A 14,535-nucleotide genomic window follows, 5' to 3' on the forward strand; every position below is an offset into this window, starting at 1 on the left:
CCGAGGTCGACCCGGTCGCCGTCGCGCAGCCGGACCGGTGAACCCGGCACCAGGACACGGTCGTTGACCCGGGTGCCGTTGCTGGCGCCGCGCGGCACCTCGGTCAGCCAGGCGGCCCCGTCCGGGGTGTGGACGAGGGTCGCGTGCCGGGCCGACACCGTCTCCTCGTCGGCCATGAGTCCGGCCGCCTCGGGGGCCCAGCTCTCGCTGCGCCCCAGCCGGATCTCCGAGCCGCGCGGTACGTCGAGGTGCCGGCCCCCGCCGCGGAAGACCAGCCGCAGCACGCCTCCCGCGAGGCGGCGCGCCTGCGGGCCCGGGGCGCCGACCGGGTTCAGGCAGCCGGGGCACACGCCCGCGCCGACGGGGACGACGGCGGAGCATCGTGCGCAGCGCTCGCCGACGGCGGGCGGCGGGGGTGGAGGAGGCGGGGCCTTGACGGCCGGGTCGATGACGTCCCAGTCGTCCTCGTCGTCGTACTCCTCGTCGTGGTCGTCAGGCGCCTGAGGCATCCACGGCCCCCTTCTTGATCACCACCGTGGTGTCCACCCGCCCGCTCTCGGTCTCCCGTACGTCGGTCACCACGACCGTGCTGCCCGGCCCGAGGTCGGGCGCCGCGAACAGCTCCCGGGCCAGCGGGTTGATGAGATGCGTCTCCAGCACCATGCCGATGCCCCGGCCGCCGTTCCACTTGTCCCGTGTGCAGTGGTCCAGGAGTTCGCGCCGGGCGCTGTCCTCGATCTCCAGGGCGAGCTGGTGCCCCTGGGCCAACTGGCGCTGGATGTTGCCTACTTGGAGATCGAAGATGCGCTCGGCGATCGGGGTGGAGATGAAGTCGAAGACGACGACATTGCCGCCGATCCGGTTCATCAGCTCCGGGCGGCCGATGACCTGCTCGAAGTGCTTCTTGACGTTGTCCTTGACCGTGGCCTCCAACTCCTTGTAGGGCGTGCCCGGTTCGACGATCCACTCGCGTTCCTTGGTGTCCGGGTCGGTGCGCTGGACGCCGAGGTTGGAGGTGAAGATGAGCACGCACTCGCTGAAGTAGGTGGTGACCCCCTGGCCGTCGGTGAGCCGGCCGTCCTCCAGGACCTGGAGGAACTTGTCGAGGATGCCCTTGTCGGCCTTCTCGATCTCGTCGAAGAGGATGACGCGGAAGGGGTTCTCCCGTACGGCGGAGGTCAGTTCGCCGCCCGCCTCGTAGCCGACGTATCCGGGCGGCGCGCCCACCAGCCGGTCGGCGGAGTGCGCGGCCGAGAACTCGCTCATGTCGAAGCGGAGATACGCCTGGTCGCTGTCGAAGAGCACGGAGGCCACGGCCTTGGCCAGTTCGGTCTTGCCGGTTCCGGTCGGCCCGGCGAAGAACACCACACCGCGCGGCCGGTGCCCCGGGTTGGTGGCCTGTGCCCCGGAGAGTCCCAGCGCGGCCCGCTTGAGGATGTCCAGGGTCATCGCCACGGCCGCCTCCTGCCCCAACACCCGCCGGGGGATGGACCGTTCATTGGCCGGGTCCTCGCCGTCGAGGATGCGCCGGCGGATCTCGCCCCGGCTCCAGGGGTTCTTCTCCACGCCGAGCCGGTAGATCCGCACGGCGTCGGGCATGGCGGTGAACGGCATGCCCCGGGAGCGGGCGAGCTTCACGCTCTCCTCCATGGCCCGCAGGCTCAGTCCGGTGGCCGCCCGGGCGAACGCGCCGACGGACCGTGCCGCCTCCTGCGCGTCGGTGTCGCCGGACGGGGCAGGGGCGGCGCCCGAGCCCTTCCCGGCGTACCGGCCGTAGCGCTCGCGCAGCAGCCGCGCCATCGTCGTACGCTCGTCCGCGTCCGGCTCCGGTACGGCGACGGCCCGGATCCGCTCGCTGCCGGAGATCAGCCAGCCCGGTATGTCCCGCTCCCCCTCGGCGAGCCAGATCACCGGGTTGAATCGGCCCGGCTCGTTCGGCACGACGGGGTTGCCGGTCCAGGGCTCCAACGGCTTGGCCTCGGTGGCGAGTTTGAGGCAGGCGAGGAAAAAGTCCCGTTCATCGGGAGTCAGCCGGGACGGGTCGGTGAGCAGGCGGGAGGCGTGGTCGACGACCAGCGCCACCCGCAGCGGCCGCAGCCGGCGCCCGTCCCGCAGCATCTCCTCGCGCTGCTCCGCCCAGCCGGTGGTGATGTTCCGCATCTGGTCCAGCACCGCCTGGCGTTGGGCGGCGTTCTGGCCGGGGAACTCGCGCGGGCCCTGGAGCAGTTCCTCCAGGGCGGTCCGGGTCTCCCCGTCCCCGGCCGCCACATGGAATCCGCCCACCTGGTCACAGAGCACCAACGCCTGGTAGCCGATCTCCCGCAGCGGGTTCCACAGCACGTCGAGCAGCGGATGGAACCGGTCCCGGCCGCGCCGGTTCACCAGATGCAGATCGCGGATGTTGCCGTGCAGGACGTACTGCGCGTGCACGCCGAGCGTGCCGATCAGCTCCTCCACGAAGGGCGGGAGCCGGTCTTCCTTGGACAGTTCCATCGTTCCTCCCCCTGGCACGCGGAACCGGGCCGCGTGCGGGCATGGTGCTCAGTGGTGCCGGTGGTTCAGCGGTGTTCCCGGCGGCGCTCGGCACCGTCGACGGTCTTGTGCAGCGGGCCCTGCGCGCCCGCGCCCGGCGGCGGGGCGGTGTGCCCCCGGCCCAGGTCGTCGAGCGACACGGCGTCCTCCCCGGGTATGCCGGGCAGCGCCCCCTCGGTCCGTACCTGGAACTCGATGTCGAGCCCCATGTCCTTGATGATTGCCTGGAGTTCGGCGAGCCGCTCGGGGGTCTCCGCGCAGCGGGCGTCGTCCAGGGCGCGCTGCTCGGGGGTCCGCTCCGGACCGCCGCGGTACATGGCCGCGACCCTCAGCTCGCCGTCGGCCAGGGTCGCCCTGAGCCAGTGATCGGGCTCCCAGCCGTCCGGCGTCCAGTCGAGACGGATCTCCTGCCCCTCGGGCCGGCCGGCCTCGGTGGGCCCGCCGAACCTCCTGGCCAGTTCCTCGACGGCCTTGGCGCACTGGTCCCGGACATAGATGGTCTCCAGCGCGCAGCGCCGCTCCTCCACGGCGCGTTCGACCAGCTCCAGTTCGTCGCGGATCAGCGGGACCCCGTCGTCCAGGGTCCGGCGCAGCAGCTCCACGGCCTTCGGTGCCGGGGCCAGGTCCTCGGCGCCCTCCGGGGTCTCGTAGACGAGGAAGTCGTAGTGCAGCGCGGCGCGTTCCTGGGCCTCCCGGGTCAGACGGGCGTCCTTGTTGGCGTCGCGGACGTACTTGCGTGCCTCGTTGAGGTGGATGCGCGCCCGGCGGGGGTCCTCGGCCGCGCGGCGCACGGCGTGCCGGACGGCTCCCGCGGCGAGCTCGGCGGCCTCGGAGACGGCGTAGGGGTCAAGGCCGCCGAGGATCTCCGCCCCGGCGGCGCGGACCTCGGCGGCGTCCGGTCCCGGGCGGGGGCTCCGGTCGGCGGTCTGCCGGGGCATCCGGCGTTCCTCGGCCTCGGCGGTGCGCTCCGCGCCGAATCGGTCCAGCGCCCGCCGCCGGCTCGCGCGCAGGGCGTCCTGCCAGGCGTCGTCGCCCTCGTCCAACCGCAGTTCCGCGCCCAGGCGTTGCTGCTCCCACGCGGCGTGCCGCTCCTCCGCGCGGCGCACGTCCTCCTCGAAACGGGCCAGTTGCTGCCGCAGATTGCCCAGCTGCTCGCCGACCGGCTCCAGCGGCGGCGGCAGATCGGGGCGCGGCGGGGCCCCGCCCGGGCCGCCCCCGGCGGAGGCCCGGGCCACCCGGGCCGCCAGGGCGCGCCTGCGGGCGTTGAGGCGTACGGCGGCGAACGCGGCGTCCCGCCACTGCTCGGCGGCCGTCGCGGCCAGCGCCTGCTGCCGTTCCAGACAGCGCTGCTCCTCCCCGGCCCGCACCGCGGCGGCGGCGAGCACCCGGGTGGTGAGCAGGGCGGCCCGGCCGACGAGCAGGACCCCGCTGAGCGAGCCGAGCGCCTGGAGCGCGGCGTCACCGGCCTGATGCACCAGGTGCTGGGCCGCGTCACCGGCGTGGGAGGAGAGGTGACTGCCCACGCCGTGTGTGTGGAGCATGCCGGTGTGCGGCAGCGTCTGGGCATCGACGGGCGGCGGGGGCGGCGGAAAGGCCACGGTGGGCGCCACCATGTCCACCATCGGGAAGGCGAGACCCGAACTCATGCCTGTCCTCCTGTGCTCTCGGACTCCGTCTCCGCCGCCGTCCCGGACGGGGTCGCGGAGGTCGTCGCGGTTGTCGTGGGGGGTGTGGTCGCGAGCGTCGCGGCGGGGGTGGTCGCAGGCGCCGTGGAGGGCGTGGCCGCGGACATGGCTGCGGGAGCCGTCGTGGGCGTGCCCGCAGGCGTCGTCGCGGACGTGCCTGCGGGCGTCGTCGCGGCTGTCGCCTCGGACTCCGCCGCGAACTGCGACTCCTCCGTCGTCCCGGCCGGCGTCCCGGCTGCTGTCTCCGGCGTCGTCCCGGCCGGTGCCTCGGAGCGTGCCTCGACGGTCGTAGCGGGCCGCGCCCCGGACTCCGCCTCGACGGTCGTAGCGGATCGCTCCTCGGACCCGGCCTCAACGGTCGTGGCGGGCCGCACCCCGGGCCGCACCTCGGCCGTCGTAGCGGACCGCGTCTCGGCCGTCGCGGCGGACCGCGTCCCCACCGTCCTCTCGGACTGCTGCGGGCCCCTCGCCCCCCGTGCCCGGTGTGCGCGGAGCGCCCGGCGCCGGGCCAGGAGACGGCGCGGGTTCCATCGGTACAGGCGGTTGCCCCGCCGGCGGCGTCGGCGTTCATGGCGGCCGCGCCACCACCAGGTCAGCAGCCGCCGCAGACCCCACTCGGGCTCGGGGTCGAGCGGCAGTCCGGCGGCCCGCAGGCGGCGGCGCTCGTGCCGGCCGCGCCACCAGGCCAGCAGTCGGCGCAGGCTCCACTCGGACTCCGGGTCGTGGGGCCGGCGCAGCCGCCGGTGGGCGAGGCATCGGCGGACGCTCCACACCGCGACGGCGACCGCCGAGGCGAGCGGCCACACCCAGGGCGCGAGGACGATCGCGTAGAAGCCGAGGAAGACCGCGAGCACGAGCAGCGCCGCCGTGATGTAGCGGCCGGCCCGGGTGCGCGCCAGCCGGCCGGGGCGTTCCGCGTGCCGGATCAGCAGGCCCGCAAGCGATCTCTCCGGATGGTAGAAGGGCGGCCCGATGTACGCGGCGGTCCACAGCTCCACCGCGAGGACGAACGCGGCCGCGGGCAGTGCCTCCAGCCAGGCGGTCACGACCGCGTCCTCGGGGGCACGTCCCAGGACGTCGGCGAGGCCGATGACGAAGGTCCAGGGGGCCGTGACGAGCGTGGCGCCGAGCAGGGCCCAGCCCAGGGTGGGCAGCCGGTCCAGGCGCCGCAGTACGGCGAGGAGTCCGGCCTGGTCCGCCGCGAGCATCCGGTCGGTCTCCTGGACGAGCCGCCGCCGTCTGAGCTCCTCGGCCGCGAACTGGGCCTGGCCGTACAGGAGATGCGCGGCGAGCAGGCGCAGGTCGTCCTCCCGGGCGTCCAGCAGCGCGTCGAACCAGGGGACACGCTCCGGGAGTTGAGCGCGCCTGTGCAGGATGTCGTCGGTGAGCCGGCTCCTGGTGCGTTCCGGTTCACGGGCCAGCTGGAGCAGCCAGGCGTCGACCGCGACGGTCCGCCGCAGGGCCGCCGCGGCGCCGGGGAGGGCGCCGATCTCATGGCCGCGCAGCTCACGGACCGTGGGTTCCCAGCCGGCCCGCAGGGTGCGCCAGGCGCGGCCCGTCTCGTCCAGTCCGTGGCCGCCGGGCCGCTGGGCGAGTCCGGTCAGTACGGCGGGCTGCTCCGCGAGGTGCCGGAGCAGGGAGACGGCGTCGGCGTGCCCGTCCCTGGCCGCCTGGCACAGCAGCCGCATGCCTCGTACGTCCAGGTCCGCTCCGTGCCAGGAGACGTCGAGGCCGGGGCCGAGCCAGTTGAGGAGTCGTACCACGGTGCCGACGGACGGCGGCCGGTCCAACTCGGTGCGCAGGGCGGCGAGTCGGCGCAGCTCCTCGGGGCTGCGGTCGCCGACGGTCTCGAACTGGCCCAGCCATTCGGCGAGTCGGGCCCGGTCGTCGGCGGCGGCCAGCATACGGGCCGCGGAGACATGGTTCTGGTCCAGGTGCAGGGCGAGCGCGTCGGTCCCGATGAACTCCCGGCCCATGAACGGGAAGGGCCGGATCGCGGGGCGCGTCTCCTCGTCGTCGTAGATCCGCTCGTCGGTGCGCGGGGCGACGTCGGGGTCCTTGCCGTCCAGCCAGTCCCCCACCTGTTCGGCGTGCCAGCGTTTCTCGGGGGCCCGGGTGAGCAGGCCCTCGCAGAGCCGGCGGGTCCTGCGGTCGCCGATGCCGCTGAGGTCGGGGTCGTGCGTGGCGATCTCCGCCAGCACCTCCTCGTCGCGGCGGAAGTCGATCGGGTGTCTGCCGAGGGCGAGTTGGGCGATCACCATGCCGAGCGACCACCAGTCGCCGGCCTCGGAGACGGTCTGCCGCAGCAGTCCGGCCTCGGGCGCGAGGTAGAGGGGCTTGCCCCGCCAGTCGGTGCGGGGCTCCTCGGCCTCGTCGGGCCGGTGGACGGCGGCGCCGAAGTCGATGAGGACGAGGTCGGCCGTGTCCGCGCGACGGGTCTGCACCATGATGTTGTCGGGAGTGATGTCCCGGTGCACGACACCCCGTTCGTGCAGCGCGGTGACGGCGTCGTACAGCTGGCCCACCAGGCTTCTGACGACCTCGGGGCGCAGCCCGTCCGAGTGGTCGTCGTGGTATCCCGCCAGATCCTCCTCGCCGTGCGACCAGTACAGGTGCCAGGGGTGTCCGTCCGCCTCGCCGGTCTCCAGGAGCCGTTCCAGATGGGGGGCTTCCTCCTCGGCCAGCTCCCGCAGCTCCTGCTCGACGTCCGGTCCCGGCGCGTGCAGCCGGTGGTACCACTTGAGGACCAGGGGTATCTCGGGCGCCCCATGACGGGCTGTCAGGTCGCGCACCCTGAGCACCACGGCATCGGCCGGCCACCGCACCCGGGACAGCTCGGCGACGAGCAGGAACCGGTCCGCCAGCTCGGGAGGCACCTCGGAAAGGACCGGACGCGTCTCCCTGGCCCGGGCATTGGTGAAACCGCCCTGCTCCAGGGAGACGACTCGGGTGGACGGCGTGCTCATCGACTTCCGATCTTCCGGGAAACACGCTGGGCGCGCCACGGGGGCGCGGCGCGGAGGGAATCGGCGCGATACGCGGGTCGCGGGACGCCGAAGATATCCGAAATCCCTTCCCGAGAAGGGGAGTTTCCCGCAACTTCAACGGGCAATCCGCCAGGTCTACGATGTGCCCCATGCACCCGTTGCCCGCGCACGAAAGCCTTGTGGAAGAACTCCGGGAAGTGAGGCGCCGCGGTCTGCCCGGGCTGCGCCACTGCCCCCGGGACGCGCTGCGCGAGGCGGCGGAGGCGGCCGGTCTGTGCGGCGGAGAGCAGGACGAGCAGAGCGGCATCGAGGAGCTGCTGGGCGCGGCGGTGCGGCGGCTGGCCGGTGGGCACCCGGTGCGGGACGACGACTCCAGCGATCCGCTGGCCCGCGCGGCCGCCCACTCCTTCGGGATCTTCCCGGCCCGCCGCGGGGTCCCCGGCACCGACCGGCGCAAGGCCGCGGCGGGGGTCTACGGGGTGACCACCGAGCGCTTCCGCAAGAGCCAGGAGCGCGATGTCATCGCCGAACTCGCGGCGGCGGTCCTGGCGGTGGCCCGGGAGGGGCGGGTACGGGAGGCGGCCGGGCCGGTGACCGGCGACCCCTGGACGCTCGTCCCGCGGGTGCCGGCGACTCTGCCGCCGACGGCACCCCCCGGGCGTGCGATACCCGCCGCCGGTGTCCCGGCCCGGCCCCCGGCCGTCCGGCCGGGCGCCGTCGCGCCGGCGGGCCGGATCACGGTCCGGACGTGCCCGATCGAGCTGGTGCGGGACGTGGACATCCTGGTCTCCTCGGAGAACACGTTCCTGGAGATGTCCAAGACCTTCCGCTCCACGGTGTCCGGGGCGCTGCGCCGGGCCGCCGCGCTGCGGGACCCCTCGGGCGAGATCGTGGACGACGTCCTCGCCCGCGAACTGGGGGTGTGGCTGCGGACTCACGAGCGGCCGGGCGTGCCCGTGCGGCCGGGCACCGTCGTGGCCACGTCGTCCGGCGCGCTGGCCGCGCAGGGGGTACGGCGCATCCACCACGCGGCGATCGCGGCCCCGGTCGGCAACGGCGAGCGCTATCACGTGACCCCCGCCGTGCTCGCGGAGGCGGTGCGCGCCTCCTTCGAACTGGCCCGCCAGGAAGCCGAGTTCCTCGCGCTGCCGATGTCCTCGATCTGCTTCCCGCTGATGGGTACCGGCCGGGGCGGACTGTCCGTGCCGACCGCGGCGCGCGCGCTGCTCGGCGCGCTCGGCCAGGAGCTGCGCCGCGACCCCTCCTGGTCGGTGCTGATGGTCACGCCCGACGAGGGCCACGCCCGGTTGCTCATGGCCGCCAGCTCCGCTCGGTGAAGGCGACCCCGCCCCGCTTGAGCAGACGTTCCATCGCGGCGAGTTCCCCGCGCAGCGGCACCCCGTACAACCGCAGCTCCCGGCCGTCGCCGTCGCTCAGCTGAAGGCGCCGGCCGGTCGACTCCCGGTCCAGGTACGGGGCGTAGCGGGCGGCGCCGCGCGGGGTCAGGGCCTCGATCCGCTGGTTGGCCGAGCCGCGCCAGAGCAGCCGGGTGGGCTCCGCGACCCGGAACCGGCCGGTGATCACGGCGTCCGCGCCACTGAGGGCCCGGCGCCGCTCGGGCGTCAGCTCCTCCTGCTCGTACCCCGTGTACACCAGCAGGTCGGGGGTACGGGGCCCGGCGCTCCCCTCGTGCCGCCGGGCCTCGTCCCTCAACCGTGCCGCCCCCGCGAGGAGTTCCGCCAGCGCCCCCGCCTGCTGAAGGGGCTCGCCGCCGCTGACCGTGAGGCCGTCCGCCCCCTCGGCAAGGGCCTTGCGCCAGCGTGCGAGCACCTCGGAGACGGTGGTGGGCGCCCCGCCCGCCGGGTCCCAGGTGTGCCGGGACATGCATCCGGCGCAGGCCAGCGTGCAGCCCTGGAACCAGATGCCGAGCCGCCTTCCCGGGCCCAGCGTCTCCAACGGGTAGTGGGTCCCGTCGAGGCGTATTTCCACGGCATCTCCTCCTCGTACCGGCAGCGAGTATCCAGTGCGCGAAGCCACGCCCGCAATTGCCGGAAGGCCTTCCTCCGGCTGTCCGCCGGGCGGGATCCGGTTGTTTTCCGGAACTCCCGAAGACAGAGATCGAGTTCCTTGAAATCCCTGTCCCGGCAGGGGTTTTGCTCCGCTACTCTCTCCCCCATCGCAGCGACTTCCCAACCCGGACCGCGCGAGGAATGGGGGATCTTCGAAATGATCAACAAAGGTCGAATAAATGTCCGGGTCCAGCGACGGAGAGCCGGGTCCCTCTCCTCGCTGCGCGCCCGGTTCCACGGCCGCCGGGACGCGGACGGGCTGCGGGAGATGCTGGCGGACGCCTACGCCGGGGGCGCGCCCTCGGACGAGGACCTGCCGCCCTACGTCCTCGGTCTGCACGCGCAGGTGCGGCACAGCACCGCGCGGCTGCGCTCCCGCACCCTGGCGGCGCATCGCGCGCTGCACATCCGGATCCAGAGCGAGTCGGTGCGGGTGGTGAACCAGTACACCGAGCGCGGGGAACCGACTCCGGCCGCGCTCGCCCGGTTCGGCGAGTGGGTCGCGGAGTGGCGCTCGGCCGCCTCGGTCTGCCGCCAGCAGGCCCAGCAACTCACCGACGAGGCCAATCAGTTGATCGCCTGCTACTGGGACGCCGCCTGGGTCCGCGCCCGCCGGGGCGACCGGGTGGGCGGACGGCGGCCCACGGGCTGGCTGCCCGGGAGGATGACCCTGGACGGCACCTGGGCCCATCTCGACGACGGGCTGCTCAGCGACCGCTGGTACGCGCCGGACGCGCCGGGGCGGGACACCGATCCGTCGGCGGTCGCCCAGGCCCTGCACATTCTCGACCACCAGTCCGCGCGCGGCCGTTCGGACCGGACGCGGCAGGGCGACGCCCCGAAGGGCAGCCGCAGGTGATCACCGCTCATCGACTTCCAGGAAGGCCAAGGAACATCATCGTGCAGCACTCGGCCCGGGCCGGTCGCCGGTCCACCGTCCGCGCCGCCCGCCGGCTCGCGGTCCTTCTCCCCCTGGTGTGCGCGCTCGGCGCCCTCGTCTCGTGCAGCAAGCAGGAGGAAGCCCTCACCACGCCCTGCGGCCTGGTCATCGACGGTTCGGGGTCGGCCGCCGCGGCGAAGGAGGGATTCGACTCGGAGTCCAAGCTGAAGGACACCCTCGGCGGGTTCCTCACCGACCAGAAGTGCGGGACCCTCGACTTCGCCCCCGTCACCCGTTCCTCGCGCAGCTCGTCCTGCCGGCAGGACGAGGTGGACCTCGACCCGCCGCACGACGCGACCACCGACCAGAAGACGCAGCGCGCAAACGCCCAGCGGGACGCCGCCGTCGCGGCCCTCGCCGAGCTCAAGTGCGCGCGCACGCAGAACGGTTCGGACGTGTGGGGGGCGCTGACCCGCATCGGGGAGGCCGTCCCGACCGGCGGTCCGGCGCCGAAGCTCCTCGTGGTGAGCGACTTCGACCAGGCCGACCCGGAGTTCCATCTGTCGCGGCAGGACATCACCACCAAGACCGCGCGCGCCAAGGTCATCGACTCGCTGGTGGACAAGCGCGGCATGCCCGGCATCAAGGGGATGGAGGTCTTCCCGGTCGGGCTCGGCATGCAGTACCAGGCGAAGCCCAGCGAGGCCGCCGACTTCGACTCCTTCTGGACCGAGGCGCTCGAAGGGAGGGCCAAGGCGCATGTCGACGACAAGTACCGGGGCTGAGGAACCGCAGCCGCGCCGGCGGCGGATAGCCCGCTATCTGCCGTTCACCGGCCGCACCGCCCAGCCGGGCACCGGAACCCGTCCGGGGCCCGCCGCGGGCGCCGCGCACACCAGCCGGCTGCCGCTGGTCATCGGCGACCGGGGCGAACGCGACCTGCTCCAGGACGCCCGGAAACGGGGCCGCCAGGACGCGCGCCGCAAGACGCTCGACCCGTGGGTGCTCAACAGCGGCGACCGGGTGCCGTACTTCGCGGAACTGGCGTCCGTACGGGACGTCGTCGTCCACCGGATCGAGGAGGAGCTGAACCTGCGGGAGGAGGCGGCCCGGCTGCTGGACGCGCGGGCGGGCTCCGAGGTGACCGCAGGGGAGATCGAGACCAGGATCCTGGACGAGCGGCTGCGCGAGGTGGAGCAGGAGATCGAGACGGCCCGCCGCCAGCTCGATCTGCTGGCCGCCCGGTCGGCCCGCTGGCTCCGCTTCCGGGACAGTCTGCGCGAGCGGGTGGAGGAACGCTGGCTCCAGGCCCGCTTCCCGGAGGCCGCCCGGCCACCGGCCACCGGCTCCGGGGACCCGGCGGAGGGCGGCATCCGGGAGGAGGGACCTGAGCAGACGGCGGCCGGCAAGGACACGGCGGCCGATCCGGGCGACGACTGGCAGGCGGTGACCACCACCGGCACCCCGGACGACACCGCCGCCGCGGCGCTGCGGGACGTGTACCGTGCCGCGAGCGCCGAGGCCCGCGACACCGCGTCGAGCTACGGCTGGGAGGGGCTCCAGACCCGTCCGGGGCTGCCCCGGTGGATGACCTGGGCGCTGCTCGCCGTGATCATGGCGGTCGAGGTGCCGATCTACTGGGTCGCGTACCAGCCCTTCCACGGCGTCGGCAGCACCGGCGGGGACTTCATGTCCGGGGCCCTCGCGCTCTCGTCCGCCGTGATCATGCTGATCCTGCCGCACCTGTCGGGGCTCATGCTGCGGTGGCGTTCGGCGACGGGCTCGCCGCGCCTCGGCTGGCTGCCCGCGGTGTCGCTGCTCGGTGTGTGGGGCGGTCTGACCTGGGGGCTGGGCCTGCTGCGCGCCAAGTTCGTGACCCAGCACGACAGTCCGGCCCCGGCCGCGGGGGCCGCCGGCTTCCGCGGGATCGGCGGTTCCGGCGCCGACACCACGACCCTGGTGGACCGGCTGCATCTGTCGAGCCAGACGGTGACCTGGCTGTTCTGCGCGCTGCTGCTGCTCTCGGGCGGGGTCGGCTTCCTGCTCGGACTGTTCCGTGAGCACCCCTTCCTCGACGCCTTCCGTACGGCGCTGGAGCGGCGTACCGGGCTGCTGCGGCGGCACGAGGAGAGCATCGCGGTCACCGAGCGGGCCCGGGCCGCCCAGGAGACGGCCGAGGACCGTCAGCGGGCCCGCAGGGAGGCCGCGAACGAACGGATGGCCTCCGCCCGCCAGTTGTACGAGGCCGCCGCCGCCCGGTATCTGGGGGAGGTCATGACGGCGTCCAAGGATCCGGCCGTGACAGAGTCGGCGATGCGGCTGTCCCGCAACTGGCCGCTGCTGCCGTCCTCGGCCCGCCGCGAGGCAGCCCGGGACCGCTGAACGACCGCTTGGATCAGGCCCGTTGGGCCGAGCAGCCGAAGGCCCCGACCCGCTGATCCGGGTCGGGGCCTTCGCCCGTGCGGGGCCCGCGCTCACTCCTCCTGCGCGGAGATGACCGCGTGCAGCGGTGCCAGCAGCTTGTTGACCCTGCGCGCGTCCTGCTTCGACGCCAGCCGGAGCCGGTCCTGCGGGCGGGGGTCGAGCGGGGCGGCCGGGCAGCGGTCCTGGAACAGCTGGAGCGCCGGGCGCGGCCTGCACCGCTTGGACGTCCACCACAGGCCCTGCACCGCGCTGTCGCGCTCCCGGATCACCCGTACCCAGTAGCGGGTGCCCGCGTAGTCGTCGGTGTCGATCAGCCAGCCGTCCTGCCATACGGCGGCCAGCCCCTCGGCGGTCGTGAGGTCCACCAGGGTCAGGTCGGCCGTGGTGCGGACCGCCGACAGGACGTACCGGGAGGCCTGCGCCCACGGGATCTGCCGCACCCCGCTGCCGTCGCTGAACTCGACGGAGCGCAGCAGCACTTCGGACAGCGCGGTGACCGGGTCGAGGGCCGCGTAGAGGTAGGGGTAGGGATCCTTCTCGGTGGGATCGAAGCGGCTGCCCTTGAAGAACTCGTGCGCCACGCTCGGGTTGAACTCGCCGGGCGCGTACTGCTCCTCGTGGCACCGCCAGACGACGGTGCCCGCCCTCACCACGGTGACCACCGGCTTCATCACGGCGTCCTGGGGCGGGAGTTGGCCGACCATCAGAGCGCCCCCACCAGTTCGGCAGCGGCACGCTCCAGCTGTTCGTCGGGCAGCACACCGAGCAGGTCCGCGGGGACACCGCCCAGCCAGCGATTGCCGCCCAGCCACCAGTCGGCGGCCCCCCAGGGGTCCTGGTCCGCCCGCAGGAGTGCGTTGATCCGGCGTACGACGGGCAGCGGTTCGACCGTGCCGGTCCGGAACTGGAAGCCCGGGCAGCGGATGCCGCGCTCCGGGTCGCGCAGCCTGATCAGACCGGCGGGGGTGTCCGGGCCGCCGCGCAGCTCGGGGTGTTCGTCCTCGGTCAGCGCCGGCGCGGCGAGCAGCCGTCGGCGGGCCGCCCGCAGCAGTTCGGCGGGGTCGGGCGGCGGGGTGCCGAGCACCTGGAGCACGGCGTCCATCGTGGCGAGGCTGGGCAGTTCGCGGGGACCCCCGGCGTAGCGGTGGCCCCCGAGCGCCTCGGCCACCGGGTGGTCGGGCGGCAGCGCGGACAGCGTACGGCGCAGCCTGCGTACGGCGCGTGCGACACCCGGCGGGTTCCCGGCGGCGGTCTCCTCCTTCATCTCCCGCAGGGTGCGCGAGAGCAGGTCCAGGTCGTCGTCGTCGAGGCCGGTGATGACGGTGGTCCAGTGGTTCTCCAGGAGCCGCAGCAGCTCCTCCGACGTCATACGCGCTCTCCTTCTTCGGGCGTGGCGGAACGCGCCGCCGGTGCGGGGTTGCCGTGGTGGACGAAGGCCGCCCAGGTGTCGGGCCGGCCTTGGAAGTCCTCGGCGAGGCGGCGGGCGGAGACATGCTTCAGGGCGCGCACGGGCGGCCGTTCGCCGGGCGCGGTGAGCATCCAGCGCTGGGCGGCGCGCAGCGCGTCCGGCGGGGCGAGGCCCCGGGCGAGCGCGTCGTGCAGGACGAGCATGAGCACCTCGGAGCGCCTGTCGTCGACCTTCCAGCGGGAGCCGACGGCGTCGGCGGCCAGCCGGTGCACCATGACCGAGGTGACGGTCAGGGCCTCGTCGTGGTCGCGGGTGGTGAGGTCCGTCTCGCAGCCGCCGCACACGACCAGCGGCCCGGCCGAGCGGAAGGCGTCGCCCTCGGCGGGCGTCTCCAGCAAGGTGCTCAGGGTGAGGGCCCCGCCGGTGGCCGCTCCGGCCGGCGCGGCCAGATGGAGGGCCGACCGGGTCGGGTCGGGGCCCGCGAGCCCATGGCAGGCGATGTGCACCAGGGAGGCGGGGGTGGCGGCCCGGCCGCCACCCCCGCCTCCCT

General features: G+C 74.1%; 12 protein-coding genes. 4 read left to right on the forward strand and 8 right to left on the reverse strand.

What is annotated here, in order from left to right; translation table 11 throughout:
- From CCN72_RS40780 to CCN72_RS24180, 4 genes are all read right to left on the reverse strand, one after another.
- Positions 1 to 509, reverse strand: a 509-nt coding sequence (locus CCN72_RS40780; RefSeq protein WP_086809529.1) for an FHA domain-containing protein, incomplete at its 3' end; no start/stop codon positions are given.
- Positions 493 to 2,493, reverse strand: coding sequence for an AAA family ATPase (locus CCN72_RS24170; protein WP_086809531.1), 2,001 nt, complete (start codon positions 2,491 to 2,493; stop codon positions 493 to 495). The genes CCN72_RS40780 and CCN72_RS24170, both read right to left, overlap by 17 nt.
- 65 nt (positions 2,494 to 2,558) lie before the next feature.
- A complete protein-coding gene (locus CCN72_RS24175; protein ID WP_086809533.1) occupies positions 2,559 to 4,178 on the reverse strand; it encodes a hypothetical protein in 1,620 nt (539 codons plus the stop codon).
- On the reverse strand, positions 4,175 to 7,183 hold the full coding sequence (locus tag CCN72_RS24180) for a protein kinase domain-containing protein (protein ID WP_086809535.1): 3,009 nt from the start codon (positions 7,181 to 7,183) through the stop codon (positions 4,175 to 4,177). The genes CCN72_RS24175 and CCN72_RS24180 overlap by 4 nt, the downstream gene beginning before the upstream one ends.
- A gap of 170 nt (positions 7,184 to 7,353) precedes the next feature.
- Here CCN72_RS24180 and CCN72_RS24185 point away from each other — a divergent pair, with 170 nt between their 5' ends.
- Complete coding sequence (locus tag CCN72_RS24185) at positions 7,354 to 8,541, forward strand: macro domain-containing protein (RefSeq protein ID WP_244174428.1); 1,188 nt, start codon at positions 7,354 to 7,356, stop codon at positions 8,539 to 8,541.
- On the opposite strand, the gene CCN72_RS40785 is transcribed toward CCN72_RS24185, so the two are convergent.
- Positions 8,516 to 9,193, reverse strand: a complete 678-nt coding sequence (locus CCN72_RS40785) for a 4Fe-4S single cluster domain-containing protein (protein WP_244174429.1) — start codon at positions 9,191 to 9,193, stop codon at positions 8,516 to 8,518. The genes CCN72_RS24185 and CCN72_RS40785 overlap by 26 nt on opposite strands.
- A gap of 237 nt (positions 9,194 to 9,430) precedes the next feature.
- On the opposite strand from CCN72_RS40785, the gene CCN72_RS24195 reads away from it, so the two are divergent.
- Genes CCN72_RS24195 through CCN72_RS24205 form a run of 3 tightly spaced genes read left to right on the forward strand, consistent with a single transcriptional unit; the run spans position 9,431 to position 12,535 of the window.
- On the forward strand, positions 9,431 to 10,132 hold the full coding sequence (locus tag CCN72_RS24195) for a hypothetical protein (RefSeq protein WP_244174430.1): 702 nt from the start codon (positions 9,431 to 9,433) through the stop codon (positions 10,130 to 10,132).
- Between the two features lie 41 nt (positions 10,133 to 10,173).
- Positions 10,174 to 10,938, forward strand: coding sequence for a hypothetical protein (locus CCN72_RS24200; protein ID WP_086809541.1), 765 nt, complete (start codon positions 10,174 to 10,176; stop codon positions 10,936 to 10,938).
- Positions 10,913 to 12,535 (forward strand): hypothetical protein, encoded by a 1,623-nt coding sequence (locus CCN72_RS24205; RefSeq protein WP_086809543.1) that lies wholly within the window; start codon positions 10,913 to 10,915, stop codon positions 12,533 to 12,535. Before CCN72_RS24200 ends, CCN72_RS24205 begins: the two co-directional genes overlap by 26 nt.
- Positions 12,536 to 12,627: 92 nt before the next feature.
- On the opposite strand, the gene CCN72_RS24210 is transcribed toward CCN72_RS24205, so the two are convergent.
- The 3 genes from CCN72_RS24210 to CCN72_RS24220 form a co-directional block, all read right to left on the reverse strand.
- Complete coding sequence (locus CCN72_RS24210) at positions 12,628 to 13,281, reverse strand: RES family NAD+ phosphorylase (protein ID WP_086809545.1); 654 nt, start codon at positions 13,279 to 13,281, stop codon at positions 12,628 to 12,630.
- A complete protein-coding gene (locus CCN72_RS24215; RefSeq protein WP_086809550.1) occupies positions 13,281 to 13,946 on the reverse strand; it encodes a hypothetical protein in 666 nt (221 codons plus the stop codon). Before CCN72_RS24215 ends, CCN72_RS24210 begins: the two co-directional genes overlap by 1 nt.
- Positions 13,943 to 14,535, reverse strand: a 593-nt coding sequence (locus tag CCN72_RS24220; protein WP_143664186.1) for a CHAT domain-containing protein, incomplete at its 5' end; no start/stop codon positions are given. The genes CCN72_RS24215 and CCN72_RS24220, both read right to left, overlap by 4 nt.

It is taken from the genome of Streptomyces murinus, from assembly GCF_002154555.1.
Taxonomy (GTDB): Bacteria; Actinomycetota; Actinomycetes; order Streptomycetales; family Streptomycetaceae; genus Streptomyces; species Streptomyces murinus.